The sequence below is a fragment of the Streptomyces abyssomicinicus genome (genome assembly GCF_008974245.1).
Taxonomy (GTDB): Bacteria; Actinomycetota; Actinomycetes; order Streptomycetales; family Streptomycetaceae; genus Streptomyces; species Streptomyces abyssomicinicus.
Genome location: NZ_BBZI01000008.1, coordinates 538,993 through 563,066 on the forward strand (window position 1 = coordinate 538,993; position 24,074 = coordinate 563,066).

Annotated in this window: 17 protein-coding genes; 10 read left to right on the forward strand and 7 right to left on the reverse strand. The window is 70.2% G+C overall.

Annotation, left to right across the window (positions count from 1 at the left end):
• The first annotated feature begins 96 nt into the window (after nucleotides 1-96).
• Nucleotides 97-639 (forward strand): MOSC domain-containing protein, encoded by a 543-nt coding sequence (locus GBN72_RS19375; RefSeq protein WP_151773099.1) that lies wholly within the window; start codon nucleotides 97-99, stop codon nucleotides 637-639.
• 67 nt (nucleotides 640-706) lie between these two features.
• Here GBN72_RS19375 and infA read toward each other — a convergent pair whose 3' ends face one another.
• Nucleotides 707-904 (reverse strand): translation initiation factor IF-1, encoded by a 198-nt coding sequence (infA, locus tag GBN72_RS19380; protein WP_151773324.1) that lies wholly within the window; start codon nucleotides 902-904, stop codon nucleotides 707-709.
• A gap of 104 nt (nucleotides 905-1,008) precedes the next feature.
• On the reverse strand, nucleotides 1,009-1,719 hold the full coding sequence (locus tag GBN72_RS19385) for a GNAT family N-acetyltransferase (RefSeq protein ID WP_246212639.1): 711 nt from the start codon (nucleotides 1,717-1,719) through the stop codon (nucleotides 1,009-1,011).
• A 276-nt stretch (nucleotides 1,720-1,995) separates the two neighbouring features.
• Between GBN72_RS19385 and GBN72_RS19390 the strand changes: the two genes are divergently transcribed.
• Nucleotides 1,996-2,742, forward strand: coding sequence for a translation initiation factor IF-2 (locus tag GBN72_RS19390; protein WP_151773101.1), 747 nt, complete (start codon nucleotides 1,996-1,998; stop codon nucleotides 2,740-2,742).
• A gap of 135 nt (nucleotides 2,743-2,877) precedes the next feature.
• Here GBN72_RS19390 and GBN72_RS19395 read toward each other — a convergent pair whose 3' ends face one another.
• Entirely contained in the window at nucleotides 2,878-3,840 is a 963-nt protein-coding gene (locus GBN72_RS19395) for a D-2-hydroxyacid dehydrogenase family protein (protein ID WP_151773325.1), read from the reverse strand.
• Between the two features lie 36 nt (nucleotides 3,841-3,876).
• Nucleotides 3,877-4,638 (reverse strand): 2-phosphosulfolactate phosphatase, encoded by a 762-nt coding sequence (locus tag GBN72_RS19400; RefSeq protein ID WP_164540732.1) that lies wholly within the window; start codon nucleotides 4,636-4,638, stop codon nucleotides 3,877-3,879.
• Between the two features lie 136 nt (nucleotides 4,639-4,774).
• On the opposite strand from GBN72_RS19400, the gene GBN72_RS19405 reads away from it, so the two are divergent.
• From GBN72_RS19405 to nirD, 3 genes are read left to right on the forward strand one after another with little or no spacing between them, the layout of a single operon-like run.
• Nucleotides 4,775-5,992 carry an NAD(P)/FAD-dependent oxidoreductase gene (locus GBN72_RS19405; protein ID WP_151773102.1) on the forward strand — a complete coding sequence of 406 codons (1,218 nt, stop codon included), beginning with the start codon at nucleotides 4,775-4,777 and terminating at the stop codon, nucleotides 5,990-5,992.
• A complete protein-coding gene (gene nirB / locus GBN72_RS19410; protein ID WP_439959781.1) occupies nucleotides 5,992-8,622 on the forward strand; it encodes a nitrite reductase large subunit NirB in 2,631 nt (876 codons plus the stop codon). The genes GBN72_RS19405 and nirB overlap by 1 nt, the downstream gene beginning before the upstream one ends.
• Complete coding sequence (nirD, locus tag GBN72_RS19415) at nucleotides 8,619-8,987, forward strand: nitrite reductase small subunit NirD (RefSeq protein ID WP_151773103.1); 369 nt, start codon at nucleotides 8,619-8,621, stop codon at nucleotides 8,985-8,987. The genes nirB and nirD overlap by 4 nt, the downstream gene beginning before the upstream one ends.
• A gap of 61 nt (nucleotides 8,988-9,048) precedes the next feature.
• Here nirD and GBN72_RS19420 read toward each other — a convergent pair whose 3' ends face one another.
• Together GBN72_RS19420 and GBN72_RS19425 are read right to left on the reverse strand one after the other, a co-directional pair.
• On the reverse strand, nucleotides 9,049-10,473 hold the full coding sequence (locus tag GBN72_RS19420) for an FG-GAP-like repeat-containing protein (protein WP_151773104.1): 1,425 nt from the start codon (nucleotides 10,471-10,473) through the stop codon (nucleotides 9,049-9,051).
• Between the two features lie 105 nt (nucleotides 10,474-10,578).
• Complete coding sequence (locus tag GBN72_RS19425) at nucleotides 10,579-11,502, reverse strand: oxidoreductase (RefSeq protein WP_151773105.1); 924 nt, start codon at nucleotides 11,500-11,502, stop codon at nucleotides 10,579-10,581.
• A gap of 795 nt (nucleotides 11,503-12,297) precedes the next feature.
• On the opposite strand from GBN72_RS19425, the gene GBN72_RS19430 reads away from it, so the two are divergent.
• Genes GBN72_RS19430 through GBN72_RS19445 form a run of 4 tightly spaced genes read left to right on the forward strand, consistent with a single transcriptional unit; the run spans nucleotide 12,298 to nucleotide 19,616 of the window.
• Complete coding sequence (locus GBN72_RS19430; protein WP_151773106.1) at nucleotides 12,298-13,770, forward strand: ATP-binding protein; 1,473 nt, start codon at nucleotides 12,298-12,300, stop codon at nucleotides 13,768-13,770.
• Nucleotides 13,771-13,826: 56 nt separating this feature from the next.
• Nucleotides 13,827-16,610: a Z1 domain-containing protein gene (locus GBN72_RS19435; RefSeq protein ID WP_246212641.1), complete on the forward strand. Its 2,784-nt coding sequence runs from the start codon at nucleotides 13,827-13,829 to the stop codon at nucleotides 16,608-16,610.
• A complete protein-coding gene (locus GBN72_RS19440) occupies nucleotides 16,607-17,614 on the forward strand; it encodes a PD-(D/E)XK motif protein (protein ID WP_151773107.1) in 1,008 nt (335 codons plus the stop codon). The genes GBN72_RS19435 and GBN72_RS19440 overlap by 4 nt, the downstream gene beginning before the upstream one ends.
• A complete protein-coding gene (locus GBN72_RS19445; RefSeq protein ID WP_151773108.1) occupies nucleotides 17,607-19,616 on the forward strand; it encodes an AIPR family protein in 2,010 nt (669 codons plus the stop codon). The genes GBN72_RS19440 and GBN72_RS19445 overlap by 8 nt, the downstream gene beginning before the upstream one ends.
• A 161-nt stretch (nucleotides 19,617-19,777) precedes the next feature.
• Here GBN72_RS19445 and GBN72_RS19450 read toward each other — a convergent pair whose 3' ends face one another.
• On the reverse strand, nucleotides 19,778-21,583 hold the full coding sequence (locus GBN72_RS19450; RefSeq protein WP_246212643.1) for a DNA cytosine methyltransferase: 1,806 nt from the start codon (nucleotides 21,581-21,583) through the stop codon (nucleotides 19,778-19,780).
• A gap of 1,269 nt (nucleotides 21,584-22,852) precedes the next feature.
• Between GBN72_RS19450 and GBN72_RS19455 the strand changes: the two genes are divergently transcribed.
• Nucleotides 22,853-24,010 carry an alkaline phosphatase PhoX gene (locus GBN72_RS19455; RefSeq protein ID WP_151773110.1) on the forward strand — a complete coding sequence of 386 codons (1,158 nt, stop codon included), beginning with the start codon at nucleotides 22,853-22,855 and terminating at the stop codon, nucleotides 24,008-24,010.
• Nucleotides 24,011-24,074 lie beyond the last annotated feature (64 nt).

Below are 24,074 nucleotides of genomic sequence, written 5' to 3' on the forward strand. Positions count from 1 at the left end.
GCGCCGCCGGACGGACTTCGGCACGGACACCCATTGCCCTCGCCCCCGCTCTCGGCTTGGCTACCTCCTGAGGATGTCCGACGAACAGAGGGAACCGTGGACGCGACGGTAGTGGCTGTCAGCCGCAACGAGGAGTACAGCTTCACCAAGCCCAACCAGGAGAGCGTCACGCTGCTCGCCGGGCTCGGGGTGGAGGGGGACGTCCACGCGGGGGTGACCGTGAAGCACCGGTCACGCGTCGCCGCGGACCCCACCCAGCCGAACCTGCGGCAGGTGCACCTGATCCACTCCGAGCTCTTCGACGAGCTCGCGTCCGCCGGGTACATGGTGGCCCCCGGCGAACTCGGGGAGAACATCACCACCCAGGGCATCGACCTGCTCGGGCTGCCGACGGGCACCCTGCTGCGGCTCGGTGAGGAGGCGGTCGTCGAGGTGACCGGGCTGCGCAACCCCTGTCTGCAGATCGACGGCTTCCAGCGCGGGCTGCTGAGGCAGGTCGTGGGCCGCGACGAGGCGGGCGACGTGATCCGCAAGGCGGGCGTCATGAGCGTCGTCCGCACCGGCGGCGTCGTCCGCCCCGGGGACACCGTCACGGTCACCCTCCCGGCGGAACCCCACCGCCCGCTCGAGAAGGTCTGAGCCCGCTCCCGCCCGGCGGGGGGCCGGCGTGCGCCCGGGAGCTCCCGGGCGCACGCCGGCCGCGAGCTCAGTTGCGGTACCGGTAGAGGATCCGGCCCCGGGTCAGGTCGTACGCGCTGAGTTCCACGAGCACGCGGTCGAACGGGAGGATCCTGATGCGGTTCTTCCGGATCTTCCCGCTGATGTGCGCGAGCACGTGGTGCCCGTTCTGCAGTTCCACCCTGAAGGTGGCGTTGCGCAGGCACTCGGTGACGGTGCCCTCCATCTCCAGGCCGTTCGCTTGTCTCGCCAAGATGTCCCGCTTCCGGAATCGATGGGTCCCACGGGCCCGGTCGGCCCGTGTCCGTGCGTGGTCGGGGGCGGCCGCGCTCAGCGGCGCACCGGCTCCAGGCAGCCGGTCGCCCGGCGTGCTCCGGCGCTCCGGGCCGGCGCGCGGGCCGGTGCGTCGGAGTCGTCCACCTCGGCCCAGGCGTACGCGATCCCGTCCCGGTGCGGCCGTTCCGGCGCGTGGGCCGGCAGCGCCCGCCCGACGCCCTGCCGCCGCCGGTCCGGCCGGACGGCGTTCAGCCCCACCCCTGCCCGACGCCTTACCCGCGCTGCCCGGACCAGTCCGACGTACGCGCCGTCATCCTCCCGGACCGCCACCGCGTACGCCGACGGGTCCCCCAGCGTGTCGCCGGGCGGCCCGGCCGGCGGCCCGGGGGTGTGCGGGCCCATGGTGGCTCCGGCCTCGTCACGGATCGCGCGGTCCGGCGCCGCCCGCGGTATACCTTCGTCCGCCGCGCCGGCGGGCAGGACCTTCACCCCCGCCGGGGGCCGCGCCGAGCCGAGCCCGCTCACGCGGGGGTCGGTGGGGAGGTCGTACGCCCCCTCGCGGCGCCCGGCGGTGAAGCCGAACCGCTCCCGGCGCGCCGCCGTGTCGGGGTCGTCCTCGCCGACCAGGGGGTGCAGGTGGTCGTCCTCGCCGACCAGGGTGTGCAGCGGGGCGGGCAGGTCCGCCGGCATCGCGGCGGCGAGGGAGTCGAAGGCGGCGTCCGCCACCGCCTCCCACCGCGCCTGCGCGACCCGCGTGATCGTCACCGTTTCCTCCATGGTGTTCGCCTCTCAGAAGTGCCTGGTGGAAGAGGCGCTCCCGACGACACACCTGGGTCAGTCGCACACCGTGACGGAAGGAGGGAGCACCCACCTCGGAACAACGTTCACGGGTCTCACCTCCTCCGGCTACGTCACGGCCGGCCACAAGCCAACAGCGCGCCCGTCGCCCCGTCCACCGTATTTCCCTGAGCACGAGCGCCTACTCCCGGCCGAGTACGCCGACGGGTTGTCCGCCGCGCGCCGCGGCGCGAGGGTGTCCCCATGCGCCGACTCCTCCTGCTCGCCCCGCTGTTGCTGCTGACCGCCGGTTGCGGGCTGTTGGTGCCGTCCGCCGAGGACGAGGCGGCCGGCGCCGCGCGGGAGGCGGCCAGGGCGGCGGCCCTGCGGCTCGACAGCCAACGCCCGCGCACGGCGGAGGAGGTCGGGCGCTCCGCCTCCGGCATCGACGGGGTCGAGGTCCTGCGCCTGACCGGCACCTCCACCCACGACGGCGACGGCGTCGGCGTGGTCGTCCGCACGTCCGGTTCGGCAATGGAGGCGGGGCTCGCCCCCGAGGAGGTCACCGTGCTGCGCTGCTTCGCGCTGCGGGTGTCGCCCCGCGCCGGATGGGGCGCGGGAACCGAGGACCCTGAGGACGTGGACTGCCCGGACGGCCCTCCGCTCGCCTTCGCCCCGCCGCCCGAACCGCCCCGGCTGCCGTACGAGGAACTCCGCGCGGAGCTTCCCCGGGTGCCGGAGGGCGGCCGGGCGGACGAGGCCGAGGTGCGGCGGGCGCTCACCGCCCTGGATCTCGATCCGGCGATCCGCACGGAGGTGAAGGCGGACGGCGGCCGGGTCGGCGTCCTGCTGGCGGTGGAGGGCAACGGCTTCGACGCGCAGGACTGCCTCCTGGCCCGGGTGGCCCCCGGTGCCACCGAGGTGTGGTCACCGCCCCGGATGCAGCGGATGCCCGGTGAGGGTGGCTGCAGTGTCGGCTTCGCCCTGGACCCGCTCCCGGCACCGCACTGACGGCCGCCGACGGTGACGGGACCGCCGGGCCGGTCACCGACGCGGCCGGCCCCCGGCGGAAGGGACGGCCCCGCCCCGACGCGGCAGGCCCCCGGCGGAAGGGACGGTCCCACCCCGACGGCCCGCTGCCCGCGGTCAGTCGCCCAGGACCCGCACCGGTTCTCCCGCGAGCCACGCCTCGATGTCCTCGACCGCCTCGCGGTAGTACGTGCGGTAGTTGGCGCGCGACACGTACCCGAGGTGCGGGGTGGCCAGCAGACGCGGCGCGGTGCGCATCGGATGGTCGGCGGGGAGGGGCTCGGCGTCGAAGACGTCCACGGCGGCGCCGGCGATCCGACCCTCCCGCAGCGCGGCCAGCAGGGCGTCCTGGTCGACCAGTCCGGCGCGCGAGGTGTTCACCAGGTACGCGTCCGGCTTCAGCAGCGCCAGCTCGGCCGCGCCCACGATGTTCCGGGTGGTCTCCACCAGCACCAGGTGGAGGGTGACGAAGTCGGAGGTGCGCAGGAGTTCCTCCTTGGCGGGCACGAAGCCCACGCCCGCCGCCGCGGCCCGGTCCGCCGTCAGGTGCGGGCTCCAGGCGACGACGTCCATGCCGAACGCCTGCCCCACCGCCGCCACCTGCGTGCCGAGCTTGCCCAGGCCGACGACGCCCAGCCGCCTCCCGTGCAGGTCGGCGCCGACGGTGGACTGCCAGGGGCCGCCGGTGCGCAGCGCCTCGTTCTCCGTGACGAGGCCCCGCGCGAGCCCCAGCAGCAGCGCCCAGGTCAGCTCGACCGGTGGGTGGGACAGGCTGCCGGTGCCGCAGACCGTCACGCCTGCGCGCGCCGCGGCGGCGTGGTCGATCACGGAGTTGCGCATCCCGGAGGCGATCAGCAGCCGCAGCCGGGGCAGCCGGTCCAGGAGCGAGGCCGGGAACGCCACCCGTTCCCGCAGGGTGACCACGATGTCGAAGTCGGCGACGGCGGAGGCTAGTTCGTCCTCCGAGCCGAAGTGCTCGTGGAAGGGGACCACCTCGACCCGGTCCGCCAGGCGCTCCCAGTCGGCGGAGCCGAGGGCCGCGTCCTGGAAGTCGTCGAGCACCGCGCAGCGCAACCGCATGCCGTCGTCTCCCGGCTCTCTCATGGTCAGGTCCCCTCAGTCCCGCGCCGCCTCGCCGCCGTCCCCGTGTGCGGGACCGCCTGCCGTGTCCGAAGCCGCGTCCGCCGCCGATCCTGCCTCACCCGGCCGGCGGAGGGGGCGCAGCACGGCCATCCCCTCCTCGAGGGCGACCGCCATCGCGAAGTCGAACCGGTCCACCTCCAGGCACAGCCTCACGTCGTCGGGGTGGTTGCCCTCGCGCCGCCCGGCGCGCAGGTCGTCCGCGGCCGGGGAGGTCCGCGCGCGGTCCAGGTAGGGGCGGGGGTCGGCCCGGTCGCCGGCCAAGAGCCGTCGCAGGTACGCGGCGCAGGCCAGGTCCTCGGCGGCGCGGCCGTCCTCGCCGGTGGCCACGAAGGTCACCGGGCCGGCGCCGGCGTCCGCGAGGGCCCGGGCCGTCGCGCCGGCCACGGCGAAACTCGCGCACAGCGCGAGGTCCGCCTCGGCGACCGCCAGCGCACCGACGGTTCCCGCCGTGGTCTTCTGCACCACGGTGCGGCCGGTCAGCTCGGCCTCCCGGAGCAGGCCGGGCGAGTTGACCAGGTCGAACCCGCGGGCCGGCGCCCCGTCCTTGAGCGCGAGCCAGCCGGGGTGCCCCGCCTTGAGCTCGAGGGCCTCGTCCGCGTCGGCGGCGAGGACGATCCTGTCGGCGCCTCGGTGGAACGCCCACGCGGCGGTGGTGAACGCCCGCATCACGTCGATCACCACGGCCACCTTCTCGGTGCCGTCCACCCCGGGTATGCCGACCACACGTGAGTCCATGCCGGGATGCTCTCATCCCGCCGCACCGGTCGCCACGGTCCCTCACACCGCCCGCCCTCCCCCGCTGAGGGCAGCGTTCCCCGCGGGAAACGGGAGGGATGCGGTCGGGAAACACCCGCCCCGCACTCTTCCGGGTATGACGTCGCAACAGCGTGTGGTGGTGATCGGGGCCGGTCCCGCGGGGGTTCGCCTCGCCCGCCGGCTCGGGGAGCTGGGCGTGCCGGCGGTCCTGGTCGGCGAGGAGGGGCACCGGCCGTACAACAGGGTGCTGCTCGCCGAGGTGCTGGCCGGGCGGTACGCGCCGGAGGTCATCGAGCTGCCCGCCCCGGCCGGTCTGGTCCGGGCCCGGGTGGTGAAGATCGACCGGGACGCGCGGCGTCTGTACTGCGACGACGGCCAGGAGCTGACCTACGGCACCCTGGTGCTGGCCACCGGCTCCAACCCGGTGCTGCCGCCGCTGCGCGGACTGTTCGCCGTCGGCGACCACCGGCTGCCCCGCGGGGTGCACGCGTTCCGCACCATGGACGACTGCCTGGAGCTGTCGGCGGCGGTCCGCCCCGGCACCCGCGCGGTGGTGGTGGGCGGCGGGCTGCTCGGCGTGTCGGCGGCCCGGGCGCTGGCCGAGCGGGGCGCGCAGGTGGTGCTGGCGCAGCAGTCGGAGCGGCTGATGGAGCGGCAGCTCGACCCGGCCGCCTCCGCGCTGGTGCGCCGGCACCTGGAGGACCTGGGCGTCGAGGTCCACACCGAGCTGCGGGTGCGCGACGTCCGGGTGGTCGAGGGCAAGGTCCGGTCGGTCGAGATGGCCGACGGCTACGCCCTGGACGCCGACGTGGTGGTGCTGGCCTGCGGGGTCCGCCCCCGCACGGGCCTCGCGCAGGGCGCCGGACTCGACGTCCGCAAGGGTGTCGTCGTCGACGACGAGCTGCGCACCTCCGACCCGCACATCCGGGCCCTCGGCGACTGCGCCGAGCACGACGGCCAGGTCTACGGGCTGGCCACCCCCGCCCTGGAACAGGCGGAGGTCCTCGCCCTGTCCCTCGCGGGGGACGGCACCGCCCGCTACACCGGCACCCGGGCCCTCACCCGGCTGACGCTCTTCTCCGACCGCCCGTTCGACCTGGCGGCGTTCGGCGAGCTCACCCCGCTCCCGGGGGACGACGTGGTCCAGCTCGCCGACGCCACCCGCGGCACCTACCGCAAGGTCGTGGTCCGCGAGGACCGGCTGGTCGGCGGCGTCCTGGTCGGCGAACTGGGGACCGTCGGCGCGCTGGCGCGCGCCTGGGAGGGAGCAGAGCCGCTTCCCTCGGCCGGGTCCCCCCTGCTCCACCTGCTCACCAACGACGGAGGCTCCTGATGCCCATGCCCACCACGGACTCTTCCACGGTCTCTCCCTCGGTCACGGTCTCTCCCACGATCGTGCTCGTCGGCCACGGCATGGTCGGCCAGCGCTTCCTGGAGGCCCTGGCCGAGCGCGGGCTGACCTCCACGCACCGCGTCGTCGTACTCTGCGAGGAGCCCCGCCCGGCCTACGACCGGGTGCACCTCACCTCGTACTTCTCCGGCACCAGCGCCGACGAACTCTCCATGACAGACATGGAGTTCATCGAGAAGCACGGCATCGAGCTGCGCCTGGGCGACCCGGCCGAGTCCGTCGACCGCGAGGCCCGTACCGTCACCGCCCGCTCGGGGCTGACGGTCTCCTACGACACCCTCGTCCTGGCCACCGGCTCCTACCCGTTCGTCCCGCCGGTGCCCGGCAAGGACGCGGACGGCTGCTTCGTCTACCGGACCATCGAGGACCTGCTCGCCATCGAGGAGTGGGCGAAGGCCCGCGCCACCACCGGCGCGGTGGTCGGCGGCGGCCTGCTCGGCCTGGAGGCGGCGGGCGCCCTCAAGGGGCTCGGACTGGACGCCCACATCGTGGAGTTCGCGCCCCGGCTGATGCCGGTGCAGGTCGACGACGGCGGTGGCGCGGCCCTGCTGCGCACCATCGAGGAGATGGGCCTGACCGTGCACACCGGCGCGGGCACCCAGGAGGTGCTGACCGGCGAGGACGGCGCGGTCACCGGCATGAAGCTGTCCAACGGCTCCGAACTCGCCGTCGACATGGTGGTGTTCTCCGCCGGTGTCCGCCCCCGCGACCAGCTGGCCCGCGACTGCGGCCTGGAGGTCGGCGAGCGCGGCGGCATCGCGGTCGACGCGAGCTGCCGCACCGTCTCCGACGACCGGGTCTTCGCGATCGGCGAGTGCGCGCTCGCCGTCGACGGCCGGGTCTACGGCCTGGTCGCCCCCGGCTACGAGATGGCGCAGACCGCCGCGGCCACCATCGCCCGCGAGGAGGCGGAGTTCACCGGCGCGGACCTGTCCACCAAGCTGAAGCTGCTCGGCGTGGACGTGGCCTCCTTCGGCGACGCGCACGGCACGGCGGACGGGTGCCTGGACGTCGTCTACTCCGACTCCCGGGCCGGCCTGTACAAGAAGCTGGTCGTCGGCCGCGACGGCACCCTGCTGGGCGGCATCCTGGTCGGCGACGCCGAGGCGTACGGCACGCTGCGCGCCCTCACCGGGTCCGTCCCGCCCGTCTCGCCGGAGAGCCTGGTGCTGCCTGCGGGCGCGGCGGGCGGCGGCGCGCAGCTCGGTCCGTCCGCGCTGCCGGACGAGGCGATCATCTGTTCCTGCCACAACGTCACCAAGGGCGCGATCCGCGGCGCGGTCACCGACCACCAGTGCGTGACGGTGCCCGAGGTCAAGAAGTGCACCAAGGCCGGCACCGGCTGCGGTTCCTGCGTGAAGGTGCTGGGCCAGCTCGTCGAGGCGGAGCTGGAGGCGAGCGGCGTCGAGGTCGACAAGGGCCTGTGCGGCTGCTTCGGCCAGACCCGCGAGGAGCTGTACGAGATCGTCCTGGCGCTGCGGGTCACCTCCTACCGGGAGCTGCTGGACCGCCACGGCCGCGAGGAGGCCCGCGGCGGCGACGGCTGCGAGATCTGCAAGCCGTCCGTCGCCAACATGCTGGCCACCCTCGCCCCGGCGATCGGCGCGGACGCCCACGTCCTGGACGGCGAGCAGTCGTCCCTCCAGGACACCAACGACCACTTCCTCGCCAACCTCCAGAAGAACGGCTCCTACTCGGTCGTCCCGCGCATCCCCGGCGGTGAGATCGCCCCGGAGAAGCTGATCGTGATCGGCGAGATCGCCCGCGACTTCGGCCTCTACACGAAGATCACCGGCGGCCAGCGGATCGACATGTTCGGCGCCCGCGTCGAGCAGCTGCCGCGCATCTGGGCGCGGTTGGTGGACGCCGGCTTCGAGTCGGGCCACGCCTACGGCAAGTCGCTGCGGACCGTGAAGTCGTGCGTCGGCTCCACCTGGTGCCGCTACGGCGTGCAGGACTCGGTCCGCATGGCCATCGATCTGGAGCTGCGCTACCGGGGCCTGCGTTCGCCGCACAAGCTGAAGTCGGCGGTCTCCGGCTGCGCGCGGGAGTGCGCGGAGGCCCAGTCCAAGGACTTCGGCGTGATCGCCACCGCCAACGGCTGGAACCTCTACGTCGGCGGCAACGGCGGCGCCACCCCGCGCCACGCGGACCTGCTGGCGCAGGACCTCTCCGACGCTGAGCTGGTCCGCCTGATCGACCGGTTCCTGATGTTCTACATCCGCACCGCGGACCGTCTGGAGCGCACCTCGGTGTGGCTGGACCGGATCCCCGGCGGACTCGACCACGTCCGCGACGTCGTCGTCCACGACTCGCTGGGCATCTGCGACGACCTGGAGCGGCTGATGGCCGCGCACGTGGCCCACTACCGCGACGAGTGGGCGGCGGTGCTGGAGGACCCGGAGAAGCTGGAGCGCTTCGTCTCCTTCGTCAACGCCCCCGAGACCCCCGACCCGACGGTGGCGTTCGTTCCCGAACGCGGCCAGATCAAGCCGAACCTGCCGCTGCTCCAGATCGGCATCCGAGAGATGGAAGGGACCGCGACCCGATGACCACTGCCGTCGCCACCGCCGCCGCATCCACCCTGGTCGGCACGTTCGTCCAGCTGAGGGCCGGCGAGGACTGGCTGCCCGTCTGCCACCTGGACCGCCTGGTCCCCGGCCGCGGTGTGGCCGCCCTCCTCCCCGGCGGCCACCAGGTCGCCGTCTTCCTCGACCGCGCGGGCCGTCTCCACGCCGTCGACAACCGCGACCCGTTCACCGGCGCCGCCGTCCTCTCCCGCGGCCTCCTCGGCAGCCACCAGGGGCGGCCCTTCGTCGCCTCCCCCCTGCTGAAGCAGCGCTTCGACCTCGCCACCGGGCAGTGCCTGGACGACGAGACGGTCCGGCTCACCACGTACGAGGTCCGCGCCGCCTGACCGTCCACCGCTGAACGAGGCGGGCGCGTGCCCCAGGGACAGCCGCGCGCCCGCCTTCAGGTCAGATGGAGTGGAGCAGTCCTTCGCCGCCGAGCCCGGTGAGGGATTCCTGGGGGAAGCCGACGGCCGGGGCGGTGATCATCGTGCTGCCCTGGGCGGTGGGACCGTCGGCGGCCCCGGGGAGGACCCACACCGCTCCGGTGGAGTTGTTCTCCGATCCGGCGCTGACGAACAGTTCCGGCCTGCCGTCCTTGTCGATGTCGCCGACGGCCACGGTGGTGCCGAACATGTCGTCCGTCTCGCCGCCCCCGGGGACACCGGCGGTGTCCTGGTGGAAGGCGTAGGCGCCGCCGCCCAGGGCTCCGCCGCTGCGGCCGGGGATCACCGTGACCATTCCCGCGCGCGGGACGCCCGTGTCCTCGTACGGCGCGCCGACCACGATGTCCGCCATACCGTCGCCGTTCAGGTCGTCGACCGCGAGGGCGCCGCCGAAGGCGTCTCCCGTCTCGCTCGCCCCGGGCACGCCGGCGGTGTTCTGGGTCAGTTCCACCGGCTGGGCGTCCCTGGCGATGCCCGCGGGCGAGCCGTACCAGAGCAGTACCCGGCCGCCGGGCGCACCGTCGCCCGGGCCGTGGTCCGGCTCGTCCGGGTCTCCGACCACGAGATCGGCGAACCCGTCGCCGTCGACGTCCCCGGTGGCCGCGATCAGACCGTTGCCCGTCCGCTGTGCGCCGCCGATGACCGGGTCCGTGTACACCTCGCCGCCGCTGATGTCGTGCATCCGGACGGTGACGGCCACCTCGGACAGATGGCCGCTGTGGGCGAAGTCGCCCAGCGCGACGCTCCCGACCGAAGGGGTGTCGCGGTTCTCGTGGGCCGAGCCGTAGGTGCCCGTGCGGCTGAACGGCCCCCGGAAGCTCATCATCCCCCCGTACCCCGCGACCACCACCTCGGTCCTCTCACCGGGGCCGGTGCCGGCCGCCGCCAGGTCGAGGCCGTAGTAACCGGCCGTGGTCGCCGGCAGGTCGGTTCCGGACGTCAGGCCCGACGCGCCGCCCCACAGCACCGTCACCAGGCCGGCGTCCTCGCCCCGGGTGGTGTCCTCGTACGGCGCGGACACCACCAGGTCGGCGTAGCCGTCGCGGTTCAGGTCCGCCGTCGCGGTGGCGCTGCCGAAGCCGTCGTTGAACTCCGCCGCGCCCGGGACGCCCGCGGAGTTCTGCGTGACGGTCGCCCGCCGGGACGTCGACAGCCCCGCCGCCGCTCCGTAGAGGACGACCACGGCACCGGCGCCCTCCTCGCCGGCCACGGTCGCCCCCGGCGCGGGCAGTACGGCGTCCGCGTAACCGTCACCGTTGAAGTCGCCGGGCACCGCGCCGTGGACAGCCGCGGCAGGTGTCACCGACAGCAGCGAGGCACCCAGGACGGCGGCGCCCAGGAGCGCCCCCGTCCGCCGGCCTCCGCGCGGGCGGCTCGTGTTGCTCATGAATCGGATCCCCTCCCCCTGGACGCACCTGGCGTGCGTCACGGCCGGTGCATCGTACGAGGACGTCCGGACGGCAGGACCTGGCGCCCCCGGGGAGCGACCGGCTCAGGGCGTGAGCGCGTCGTACCGCACGCCCGTCAGGCGTTCGGACTCCGTCCACAGGCGGGCCGAGGTGCGGTCGTCGCGGGTCCAGGGGGCGCGCCAGGACGGGGCGGGGGCGCCCCACATGAGGAGGGACGGGCCGGTGAAGGAGTCGGGGCGCACGCCGGGGGCGGTGGCGGCGTGGAGGGTGGGGAGGGCACCCGCCTCGGCGGACTGGGCGACGGCGCGGTCGGCGAGCCGCAGCAGCCGCCCGAGGGTGTGCCGCCCCTCCATGGCGGGGCCGGCGGCGGTGAGGTTGGTGGCGGAGTAGCCGGGGTGCGCGGCGGCTGCGGTCACGTCGGCGCCGGCCGCGGCGAGGCGGCGGGCCAGCTCGTGCGTGAAGAGCAGGTTGGCGGTCTTGGAGCGGGCGTAGGCGGTCCAGCGGTGGTAGCCGCGCTCGGCGTTGAGATCGCGGGCGTCGATGTTGGCCAGCGCGTGGAGGAAGCTGGAGACGGTGACCACGCGGGCCCCGGGGGTGGCGAGGAGCCGGGGCAGCAGCAGGCCGGTGAGGGCGAAGTGGCCGAGGTGGTTGACGCCGAACTGCGTCTCGAAGCCGTCGGCGGTGGTGCGGTGCGGCAGCGCCATCACGCCGGCGTTGTTGACCAGGAGGTCGAGCCGCTCGTGCGGAAGATCTTCGGCGAACGCGCGCACCGAGGCGAGGTCCGCCAGGTCCAGCCGGGCCACGCCGACGCGCGCGGCGGGGACCACGGCCTCGATCCCGTCGGCCGCCTCGCGCCCCTTGGCCACGTCGCGGCAGGCCAGCACCACCTCGGCGCCACGGCGTGCCAGCTCCAGGGCGGTGACCAGTCCCAGCCCGCCGTTGGCTCCGGTGACGACGGCGACACGGCCGGTCTGGTCGGGGATCTGCGACGCGGTCCAGCGGGCCATCGGGGGGCGCCTCTCTTCAGGGGTGGTTCCGGGCGCCCACCGTAAGCGCTGCGCGCCCCGCACAGCTGGTCGGCACCCGCAACCTGGCTACCAGTACCGAGCACTGCACGCCCAAGGTCCGCCGGTCGGCTGCCTCTCCCGATCTTCGACCAGCATGGACGATTCCCACACCGGTTCCGCCAGCGCACCCGGAGTAGGAACCCCTTGACGTGATCACCAATCCCTGCGCTGCATCGGCGACGGTCCGCCTCGGTGTCGTCCGCACTCATACTGGAAACAGTGCGTAGAGGGGCAGCGACCGCGCCTCTTGAGGTCGACCGGGGCGTCATCCTGCGCACAGGCTTGTGCTTCACATACTCATGCCCGGCTGCGCGGGACGTAGGCGACTCTGTCCGAGGTGGCGGACGTGGTTGCACCACCTTGCTTCCGAGGGTCTCCAGGCTTTCTCCGTGCTCACCGCGGACCGGGGCCAATGGGCCGCCGTGGCTCATCCACGGTGGTCCTCCTCTCCTCGAACCACCCAACAGTCTCCCCCTCGTCATGGGCCTCCCAGGCGGCACAGCGTTTCTTCGGTTTGACTGCCACGAGTGCATCCCCTTGCACCAGAACCCAATTCCGCCGCGGAACTCGGTGGACGGTACAAGGGAGAGCTACCATGTCGCCGGGGCGGGCCCTCGGAATCGCACTGTGATCACTTGCGTGCGCCCCGACGGGATGACTCTTCAACCTCGGACAGCAAAAGCCGAGGCGAGCGTGGTACGACCAACCTCGCTCAGGGTCAGGGGGGAAGAATCTGTGGAATACGACCTTGCACCGCCGAAAGCGGTCGGCATGGTGGCGTCGCTGAGCTCGCTCGGCTATTCGCTGCCGGACGCCGTGGCCGACCTGGTGGACAACAGCGTGTCAGCCGACGCCGGCACCATCGACGTGGAGTTCACCTGGGAGGGATCCGACTCCTGGGTGGCCATCGTCGACGACGGTAGGGGTATGTCCGAAACCGGGCTCGTGACAGCCATGACCGTGGCGGCACGCTGGTCGGCGACGGACCGGAGCAGAACCGATTTGGGCCGCTACGGCGTGGGGCTCAAGTCGGCATCCTTCTCCCAGTGCCGATTGCTGACCGTCTGCACCGCCGAGGGCGGAGGCCGCTGGCACACCCGGACCTGGGACTTGGACGTGGTCGAGCAGACCGGCGAGTGGCGGCTCCTGCACGAGCCGTCGGCCGAGGCCAAGGGCATCCTGGAGCGCCTCACGGCCAACCGTCTGCACGGCACCGTCGTGCTGTGGCAGCGGCTGAACGGATACCGCGAGGTCTTCGCCGCGGACGGCAAAACCCAACAGGGCTTCTACGAGGAAATCCCGAAGGTCAGCAACCACCTGGGGCTCGTGTTCGCCCGCTTCCTCACAGGCTCCACCGCTGTGCACCTGCGTGTGGCCGGTGACCCGGTGCAGCCCTGGGATCCATTCCTGTCCGCCCATCCCTCGGTCCGGCGCCTGCCCGACGAAAAGCTTCCTCTGGACGGCCACTGGGTGCGGGTGCGACCGTATGTGCTGCCCGGCCTTCAACGGCTCACCCCGCAGGAGGCCGATGTCGCAGGTGGACCCAAGGGCTGGCTGCGGCAGCAGGGTTTCTACGTGTACCGCCGGGACCGGCTCATTCTCTCGGGCAGTTGGCTCAGCATTCGCGGGCTGCGGCGCGAGGAGAAGTACAACCTCGCCCGGATTGCGATCGACATCCCCGCGGAGACGGACAGCCAATGGCAGGTCGACGTGCGCAAGGCGACCGTCGTACCGCCGGTCTCGCTGCGCCGACACCTCGCCCGCATCGCGCGCTCCGCGCGGACCGAGGCCGCCACGACGGTGAAACACAAGGGGCGCATCACGGCACGTCGGCGGTCGGGCGACCTGCAGTTCGCGTGGCATGTCAGCCGCGAGGACGACACGGTGAACTGCCGGATCAACCGCAACCATCCTTTGGTGCAGGGAGTCCTCCAGTCGGGAGGGGGTGAACCGGCCGACGTGCGGGCGCTGCTTCGACTGCTGGAGGAGACGGTTCCTGTCTCGGCACTTCGGGTGCTGCACGAGCCGGACACGGCGGACGACCCTGAGCCCTTCGGCGGAGCTGTGAAGGCGACCACAGAAGCTGTCGAGGTGGCTGAGCGCATGCTCCAGGTTCTGCTCTCCCAAGGGCGATCCAGACTTGACGCCTTGCGGCTCATCCGCTCCACTCAGCCCTTCGACCAACTCGAAGGCTTCTGGACGGACTGAATTTGTCGGTATTCAACCTGCCGACCTTGGACCGGACTTCATCATTGGAGACATCTGTGGACACCGGCGTTCGCGATGACATGGCCTACGCGCTGAAGGTCGCGGTCTCTCTGCTTCCGGAGGACCGCCAGGCCACCTCGGACGAGGTGGCCACCGCCGTCACGACAGCAGTCATGATCGCTGCGGTCAACAAGGTGACCGTCGAGGCCGACGACTTGCGCAAGCTCCTTGAGGCTCGGACGAACGTCTTTCAGGAAGCCTCTGCCGCCATCGAGGACAATGCCGGTCACATCCCGTGGCTCCCCGACGCGAAGAACGACCGCCCTTGGAAGTTCTGGCAGCGGTACGAGCGCTACCTGACCTGGGTCCGCAACATGCCCGTGCAGGTCGTGCGCAGCATCGACCGCACGACCGACGAAGTCCTCGGAGCGCTCGAGGACCCGCACCGCCTGGGGAAGTGGCGGCGCACCGGGCTGGTGATCGGACAGGTCCAATCCGGCAAGACCGGTCAGTTCATCGGGCTCGCCGCCAAGGCGGCCGACGCCGGCTACCGCCTCGTCGTCGTCTTCGCCGGTATCCACAACGACCTCCGGGCGCAGACGCAGCTCCGGATGGACGAAGGACTTCTGGGCTTCGACACGCAATTCCAGTTGCGGTCCGACCAGGAAGGCGCCAACCGCTACATCGGTGTGGGCACCCTCTCGGGCGAGGAGCGGCTCCCGGTCGCCTCCCTGACCAGCAGCGATGAGAAGGGGGATTTCGACCGGAAGACAGCCTCCAAGGCGAACCTTCCGATCGGTCACTTCCCCATCGTCCTCGTTGTCAAGAAGCACCCGAAGATCATTGATCACCTGCGGAAGTGGGTCACCGAGAACCACGGTGTCGAGGACCCGCAAACCGGCCGGAAGGTGGTCCGGGACATTCCGCTCTTCGTCATCGACGACGAGGCGGACAACGCATCGATCAACACGGCCGAGATCGACGCCGATCCGACGAAGATCAACGCCTGTATCCGGGAGCTGTTGAACAGCTTCGATCGCTCCGCATACGTGGGCTACACAGCGACGCCGTACGCCAACATCTACATAGATCCTGATGCGGACGGCGGTGCCCTCGGCAACGACCTGTTCCCTGAAAGCTTCATCCGGGCGCTGCCCTCCCCCTCCAATTACCTCGGGCCCGAGCGAGTGTTCGGCCTGACGGCCTACCGCGAGGAGGAGAAGGACATCGAGCCGCTGCCGCTGGTGCGGTACGCGGAGGACACCGCGGCGTGGATCCCTACCCGGCACAGGTCCGACTTCGTGCCGACCGCGAACCTCCCGGAAACATTGATCACCGCCGTGCGGTCCTTCGTGCTCACCTGCGCCGCCCGCCGGGCTCGCGGGCAGCTCACGGACCACAACTCGATGCTGGTCCACGTCACCCGTTTCACCGCCGTACAGCACCATGTGCAGAACCAGATCGACGACTACGTGCGGATGATGCGGCACTGCCTGCAGGACCGCTACGGATCGTCGTCGGCACAGCTCAGAAAGGAACTCCAGGCTCTCTGGGAGGACGACTACGTCTCAACGACGCAGGCCTTCCCAGCCGACGAAGCACCCCGGGTTTCCTGGGACGCGGTCGAGGCACAACTCCTGCCCTCCCTGCAGAAGATCCAGGTCAAGGCCATCAACGGGGTCGCCAAGGACGCTCTCGACTACTACACGAGCCGTAGAACCGGCCTGTATGTCATCGCTGTCGGCGGCCAGAAGCTGTCACGGGGTCTGACGCTCGAGGGTCTTTCGATCAGCTACTACCTGCGGTTCGCGCGTACGTACGACACCCTGCTGCAGATGGGCCGGTGGTTCGGCTACCGCCCGGGCTACGAGGACCTGTGCCGCCTCTACACGACGACCGATCTTCAGTTGGCCTACCAAGAGATCACCGCCGCCACGGACGAATTGCGGCGTGAGATCGAGGAGATGTCCGTCCTCGGCCTCACTCCCCGACAGTTCGGTCTGAAGGTCCGCACGTCCTCCCTCGGCCTCACCATCACCGCGGCCAACAAGATGCGGCAGGGCACCCGGGTCCGGCTCAGCTACTCCGGAGAACTCTCCGAGACAACCACTTTCCCGCTGCTCGGAGGCATCCCGGAAAGCAACTTCCGAACGCTGCAGAAATTCACGGATGCCCTGCTCCAGCATTCACAGCCCGAGAACGACAACGGAAGTCTCGTCTGGTCGGACGTCCCTCCGGAGACCGTGGCGGCCGGCTTCTTCGACGCCTACAAGGCGGACCGGAACGTGCACCGGATTCGTCCGGACGCACTGGCCGGGTACATCCGCCACCATGCCCAGTTCGGAGAGTTGAGCAGGTGGACGGTCCGGGTGGTGTCCGCACGGACCGAGTCGTCACCAGTTGAGATCGCGGGACGCGCGGTCAGTCCGGTGGTACGCAACGCCCCCGATGGTGCATCACAGACCGCCGAGCGGCACGTGATCAAGCGTGTCCTGAACCCGAGGGATGAGGGACTCGATCTGGACGGTGACCAGTGGGACACAGCTCTCGAGCGGACCCGGGCTCTCGCCGAACAGAGGAACGAGACCAAACGCAACGGGGAGCCGCGCAACCCCGCGCTGCCCTCCAGCTGGCAGATCCGGAGGGTGCGCCGCCTCGACCAGCCCCTCCTCCTGCTGTACACCATCCGGCCTCCGGAGAACGCGGAGCTGGGTGTTCCGCTGGTCGGCTTCGCCGCCAGCTTCCCCCATTCCGACATCGACAGCGCCAAGGAATATGTGGTCAACCCGACCTGGTTCGATCAGGTCGACTTCGACGAGACGGACGAGGGGGACGAGTGATCGACGAAGACCTCTGGCAGAAGCTGGAGATCCCTCCACAGGGCAAGGGCCGGTCCACAAGACGCCTGCACCCGGAGTCGCCCCATGACATCCACGTCGGGGTGACGCACCCGGGACGCCAGCGGATGCTGCTGGTGCGCGCCGGCGCGCGGGCGGCCGACCGGGCACGTCGTCTGCTCACCGACCTGAGGGAGACGCGCGGGCTTGCCCTGTCGTGCAGCTCGGTGTCGGACCGCGAGTTCGAGCTGCAGATCTCCCTCACCGCGGGTGATCTTCGTGAGGTGTTTACTCCGCTCGCCGAGGACATTGCGGCCACGGCCGCGGACGCCACGGCCGAGACCGTCCTCGAGAGGACGGTCAGCCGCTTCGCTCGCTGGCAGGAACTGATGCGCAGCGTTGCGGCCACGGGCATGGGAAAGGAGGCCCGGCTGGGACTCTACGGCGAACTCCACTTCCTCCGCCATCACCTGCTGCAGGCAATACCCGCCGATGACGCGGTCCTCTCGTGGACCGGGCCGGAGGGCACGAACCAAGACTTCCAGCTCCCGGCCGAGGTTGCTGTCGAGGTCAAAGCGACGGCGGCGAAGAACCCCACCACGGTGCGCATCACCAACGAGCGTCAGCTGGACGACCGCGGGACGCGACGCCTCGTCCTGGCAAGGCTGGCTCTGGACGAGCGCCGCGGAGGCTTCGGAGCAAGCCTCAACGCCGTGGTCGACGACATTCGCGCGGCGCTGAACATCTCTTCCGTAGCCGCCAAGTTCGAGACGCGACTGGCCTGGGTGGGCTATCTCCCGCATCAGCGAGACCTGTACGACGAACCGCGGTACACCGTGCGCCGCATGGACCTGTGGAAGGTCGGGGACGGGTTCCCCCGCATTGTGGAGACCGGTCTGCCAGAAGGGGTCGGCAACTGCTCCTACGAGATCAGCGTCAACGCACTTGAAAATCACCGCACGACGACCGACGAGGTCATCCGAATGATCAGAGGTACCGATGGCTGAGGCGTCCCTTGCCGACTACGCCCGCAATCTCACGAGCGAGATCCAGAGCAGGGCGGAGGCAGACAACGACTCCATTCCGAAGACGTTCACACGCTACGTCCTCGAGATTCTGGAGGAGGGCGGATTCGTCGCGAACACCACCGTCGCCTATCATGACGAACTCGGCGTGATGATCTTCGGCTACGGCTACAGCGATGACGGCACGGTCCTCGACCTCTACACCACGGATTTCAGTCTCGCTCCGACCGTCGACAAGCTCAACAAGGCAACCATCGAGCGGCAGTACAAGCGGCTCCTCGGCTTCCTCCGCAAGGCCGCCAACATCCAGGGGAACTTCGACCCGACGACGGATATCCATCAGCTGTGCGAGGGGGTCGGCAAGGCGCTCACGGAGGCCGGCCGCATCCGACTCTTCCTGTTCGCCAACTACGAGTCCAGCGCACGCAGCATGCCGGAGACCCAGTCCTTCGACGGGCTGCCGGTTGAGCAGCACCTGTGGGACGTCGGCCGACTTTACCGGCACGAGAATTCCGGTACCGGCGGCGAGCCGATCGTCGTCGACTTCGACCCGCCGCTTCCATGTCTCTCCGTGGAAAGCGGCGGATCCGACCTGTCGGTGACCCTCGCGGTGATTCCCGGCCAGCAACTGGCCGAGTTGTACGAGGAGCACCGGACCAGGCTGCTGGAACTCAACGTGCGGGCGTTCCTGCAGGCTCGCGGCAAGGTCAACGGCGGTATCCGCAAGACGCTGCTGGAGGAGCCCGACCTCTTCCTGGCCTACAACAACGGCGTGACCGCGACCGCCTTGGAGGCGGACTTCGCGCGGGACGCCGAGGGCAACCGCACAGCAATCCGCAGATTGAGCGGCCTGCAGATCGTCAACGGAGGCCAGACCACAGCGACCCTGCACCATGTCCGTTATCGGGACAAGGGCGACCTCGCCGATGTGAGCGTGCAGATGAAGCTGACCCTCGTGCCCGAGGAGAAGCTCATGGACATGGTGCCGCTCATCTCGAAATACTCGAACACACAGAACAAGGTCACCGAGGTCGACTTCTCGTCGAACGACAAGTTCCATGTCGACTTCGAGCGGGTCAGCCGCAGCCTCTGGGCGCCCGCCGCCGACGGCTCCGGGCAGGACACCCGGTGGTGGTACGAGCGTGCCCGCGGATCCTACGCCGTCGAGGAGGCGAAGCACGTCACGCCGGCGGCCAAGCGGAAGTTCCGCGCCGCCAACCCCACCGGGAAACGGTTCACCAAGGCGGACCTCGCCAAGTGGGTCAACCTGTGGAACGGCCTGCCCTACTGGGTGGCTCGCGGCGCACAGAAGAACTTCACCGAGTTCCGCATGCACATCAAGGACACACCCCCGGTCGTCGACGCGGACTACTGCCGCCGGGTGATCGCCATGGGCATCCTCTTCAAGGAGGTCGACAAGCTCGCGAAGGCCCACGGCGCGGGCAGCCAGAAGGCCGTCGTCACGACCTACACGGTGGCCCGGCTGTGCGAGGCGACGGGCCGGCGGATCGACCTCGATCGCATCTGGCGCGAGCAGCGAGTGAGTCCCGCCGTCATCCTGGCTGCCAACGATCTCTGCCCGCGGGTGATGAAGGCAGTGATTCAGGAAGGTCGCCTCGCCACGGAGTGGGGCAAGAAGGAACAGTGCTGGCAGGACGTCCAAGGCATCAGTTGGGAGGTGCCGACCACACTGGCTGCGGAACTCCTCCCACAGCCGGTGGACTTCGCGGTCGACACCTCCGAGCAGGAGCAGGAGCGACTCAGCGAGCTCACGGACATTGCGCCCGCCGAGTGGCACGCCTTGGCCGACTGGGCACGCGAGACGCTGCGCCTGGAGCTGAAGGAACAGCAGACGGCGATGGCTGTAGCCACCAAACTGGCGAGCGGGGCACCGATCATCCCCCACCAGGTGAGGCAGGCCCTGGCGGTTTACGACAAGGCCGTCGAACTCGGTTTCAGTCCGGCGACTCAGTTGTACAGCTGACACCACAGGGGCCCCCGCTCAGCGGTGGGCCCCTGCTCAGGTGAGGTGGGACGACAAACATCCCTCGTGATCGTCCTCTTCTTGGCGGTCACACAGGTAGTTGTGGCGTAACTCCTGCGGGTGAGCAAGCCGAACCTTGTCGCACCCAGGCGCGCGTTCGGTCAGTCCACGCGATCTCCGTCGAGACAGGAGCTGTAGAGGTCGTCGAGTTCAGGCTTGCCGACACAGTGCTTCCGCAGCGGGCACGCGAAGCAGTTCGGCGTCTGTGCCGCACAGTAGTCCTTGCCAATCACGCGGAGTGCCGCCATGCGCAGAGAAGCGTTGGTTCCCGCGCCGACGAGCCGCACCAGGCTGACTCGCCCGTCGGTGAGTTTGTTCGTTCGGTCGCTGTCGCTTCCGCTCACGCGCGCCCCGACGCGGAGAGCGGACTGGGTCACCAGCAGCAGATCCTGCTCCCCGAGGAGCAGGGTGTAAAAGGCTTCCTCAGCCGGCTTGAACCTAAGACGCTCCGGAAGCTCGTTCTTGCGGGCCTCCGACCATGCTCCCTTGTCATCCACCAGTGGCTGAAGCCTTCCGAGCTTCTCCTTGGCTGCTTTCGTCGGCGCTTGCTGCAGAAGGCTGTCGAACAACGACCGAGTGAGCGTCTTCCGTGGCCGCTTCTCGCTCGGCCTGACAACCGCCATGAGGGCACTCGTCTCGGTGCTCTTCAGTCGGCTACCCGAGAGCACAGCCATGACCGCGGCCTGGAGGGGACCCATCTCCGGGCCGGGGTACTCGTACCAGCGGCGGCCACTGCGGGCTTCCTCCGCCCACACGCTCAACTCTTCGCGCACTTGGCGCCAATGCGGGTTCAGCCCCGAAGCCCGCACCGCTCCGTCGACGGGAGCGACCGCTCGCGCCGCTGCCCTGCCGAGCAGTGGCGGGACCGCATTGCCGATCTGCCTGAACGCATCACTGCGCGTTCCGGCGAAACGGAACCTGTCCGGGAATGTCTGAATGCGTGCCGCTTCACGGACGGTCAGTGTGCGATTGTCTTCCGGATGGATGTACCAGTAACCGTCCTTGGCGATGTGCGCAGTAATGGAGCGGCTTCGTTCCTGCCAGTCGAGCCGCTTGTACTTGTCCGTGAAGTTATCGGCACGGTAACGCTGCAGCTCTTTGGGAATCTGCGAATAGAGCGTCTTGGAAGTCATTCCGGCGAAGATCTGTAGATCATCCTCACGCACCCTACGAGTCATGTGATCGTGGATGACCCCGGCAGGTGCCTGCTCCCGCATCTTCTCCAGGAACGGCGACAACTCCTCGGGCTCCGCGTAAGGGAGCTCCCTTTCACCCACTCTCTCGCGCGCCTCGACCTCGAAGCGGGGAAGGTCGAAGATCGCCTCCCGGAGCGGAACGAACCCGTCATGGCGAGGCTCCCATTCGAACCGCTCAATGTCGTTCCGGGCCAGCAGTATCAGACGCTTGCGGTGCTGCGGAACGCCGTAGTGCCAGGCATCCACAAGACGCACCTGCGTCGCATAGCCGAGGTCTTCCAGCTTCTCCTCGATGATCCGCACAACTGCGAAGTCGTCGCCGAGCCCCATGTCGGGCACGTTCTCCATGAGCACGACCCGCGGGCGCACCCGGGTGACGACGTCCAGATAGGCCTGCCACAACTGCTTGCGATGGTCGTGCGGGTCACGCCCGTGGTTGCGGACCAAGTCCCGGATCTTGCTGCGGCCGGCGCGGCTGAAGGGCTGGCAGGGCGGCCCTCCGGCGACCAGGTCCACGTCAGCGCTTGAGAGGAGCTCGATCAGATGATCCCTGACCTCTGGGTCGCCGAGGTCCATGCCCAAGCTGAGTCCGGGGAAGTTGTGTGCGTGAGTCTCCAGGGCCCGCTCATCGAAGTCGATACCGGCAGCCATGGTCCAGCCGGCGTCCTGGATGCCGAGACTGAGACCGCCAGCGCCGGTGAACAGGTCCACGGCCAGTCGCTCGCCCTTGTGTCGATCAAGCCACTCGGCGAAGTTCTCTTCACTGCAGTGGTCCGGGTGAGGGGGTAGCTGAAGGTAGTCAGACCGCTCCAGGGGAACCCCATACGTCCCCTTAGTCACTTCGCAACCCTCCACACCCGCGAGACCGATGAGCGCTCGGGCAGCACAGAAGGCCGCTCACGCCAAGGGCCCCCGAGCGAAAACGGCACAGTATGGCACACGTAACTCATCGGCCTCAATAACAGATCCACACGGATAGAGGGACCTGTGTGGTCGCCCCCTCCAGCGCGATCCGCGCCGACGATCTCCAGGCCACGGAGTCTACGCGACTTCTCTCCGAGATCCGGCGGGACCCGCTTCCTCGCCACCGTCCAGGCGCCATGGAGTCCTGGCCAGGTCTTTGATGCCTCGGGTCGAGCATGCCGGCATTCGTTCCGCAGACCCGGCCCCGGCAGGGCCTCTACTCCGCACGGTATCCGTGCGTATGCCAGCCGTGAACGAGCGTGGGCTGCTGACGGCGACCAGGGCTTTCCTACAGCGAACCGCCCTCAGGAACCGAAGACGCGTGGATCGCCATCCATTCCGTTGTTGGGTGCACCTTGCGCACGACCGAACCGGCGTCTATTTCGAGGTGCAACGCCCTGCGGCACAGTGCGCTCACCGAGGACAGTTGCTCCGTCTCACTGTACGCACCCTTGGCATTTTCGTGGATCTCCCGTTCGACGGTCGCGCTGGCGCACACGGCAAGCTTCGCGCGCTCCTGCGCTGCTTCACCGCGGCCATACGAACCGTTGGAGCGGAGACGCCGATCTTCTGAGCGGGGGCTGTACCACCGCCCTCGACGGCATCCGTGGGCCCCTATCGGCATCCTCGTGGTCCGGCCAACCGTGGGCTCCCCAGGCTTGACATCCCGCCCGTCCGGCGGTGGAGCCACCGACCGCGTTGCTGGAAAAGCACTTCAAATCCCGCTGTAGCCCTTGTGACCGCCGGACAGTGAATACCCTTCGCCTCTCCCTGAAAAGCTGGAGCACTGATCAAGCATTCGGCCCCGGCCCGGGGGACTGCTGCGTCACGCGGGTACTGGGGTCCGCGAGCCGGTCGGCGGAGGGGACGGGGAGCCGTCACGCCTCAGACATGATCTGTTCACGACTAGTTGAGCGGCCGGTCCGGCAGGTGCTCCTACGCTCCCCTGCGGCACGAGGAAGACCCCCGGCCGCCGTCCGGCGGCCGGGCAGCGTACCCCTCACCCCTGGAGTGCACGTGGAACGTCGCAACCTCCTGCGCGCCGCCGTCCTCGGCGGCACGGCCGCCGCCTTCGGCGGGACCCTGTGGCGCGGCGCGGCCTACGCCGCCCCCGCGCAGCCCGGCACCGGCCCGTACGGCGCGCTCGGCGCCGCGGACGCGAACGGCATCCGGCTGCCCTCCGGCTTCACCAGCCGGGTGATCGCCCGCTCGCGGCAGAAGGTCTCCGGCACCGGCTACACCTGGCACGACGCGCCCGACGGCGGCGCCTGCTACGCGGACGGCAGCGGGTGGATCTACGTCTCCAACTCGGAGATCAGCTCGACCGGCGGCGCGGGCGCGGTGAGGTTCGACTCCTCCGGCGCCATCACGGGGGCGTACCGGATCCTGTCCAACACCAACGTCAACTGCGCGGGCGGCAAGACCCCGTGGAACACCTGGCTCTCCTGCGAGGAGGTCGACCGCGGCTACGTCTACGAGACCGACCCGTGGGGTGTGAAGGCCGCGGTGCGGCGGGACGCGATGGGCCGGTTCAAGCACGAGGCGGCGGCCTGCGACCCGCAGCGGGGCGTGATCTACCTGACCGAGGATGTGACCGACGGCGCGTTCTACCGGTTCCGGCCGACCACGTGGGGCGACCTGTCCTCCGGCACGCTGGAGGTGATGGTGGGCTCCTCCGCCACCAGCGGCTCGGTCACCTGGGCGCGGGTGCCGGACCCGACGGGGGCGACGGCCACGCGCAACCAGGTCTCCGGCACGAAGCGGTTCAACGGCGGGGAGGGCTGCCACTACGCGAACGGGACGTGCTGGTTCACCACCAAGGGCGACAACCGGGTCTGGGCTTACGACGCGGCCGCGCAGAGCATCTCGCTGGCCTACGACGACTCGCTCGTGACCTCCGGAACGGCGCCGCTGACGGGCGTGGACAACGTCACCGGCACGGCCTCCGGTGACCTGTACGTCGCCGAGGACGGCGGCAATCTGGAGATCTGCGTGATCACCCCGCAGGGTGTGGTCGCGCCGTTCCTGCGGGTCGGCGGCCAGTCCGCCTCGGAGATCACCGGTCCCGCCTTCTCCCCCGACGGCCGCCGCCTCTACTTCTCCAGCCAGCGCGGCACGTCCGGCAGTTCTTCCGGCGGCATCACCTACGAGGTCACGGGCCCCTTCCGCGCCTGACGCCCCCCTGCCGGGCCGCACGCCGGGCCGCAAGCCGGGCCGCATGCCGGGAGCGGGGCGGCCC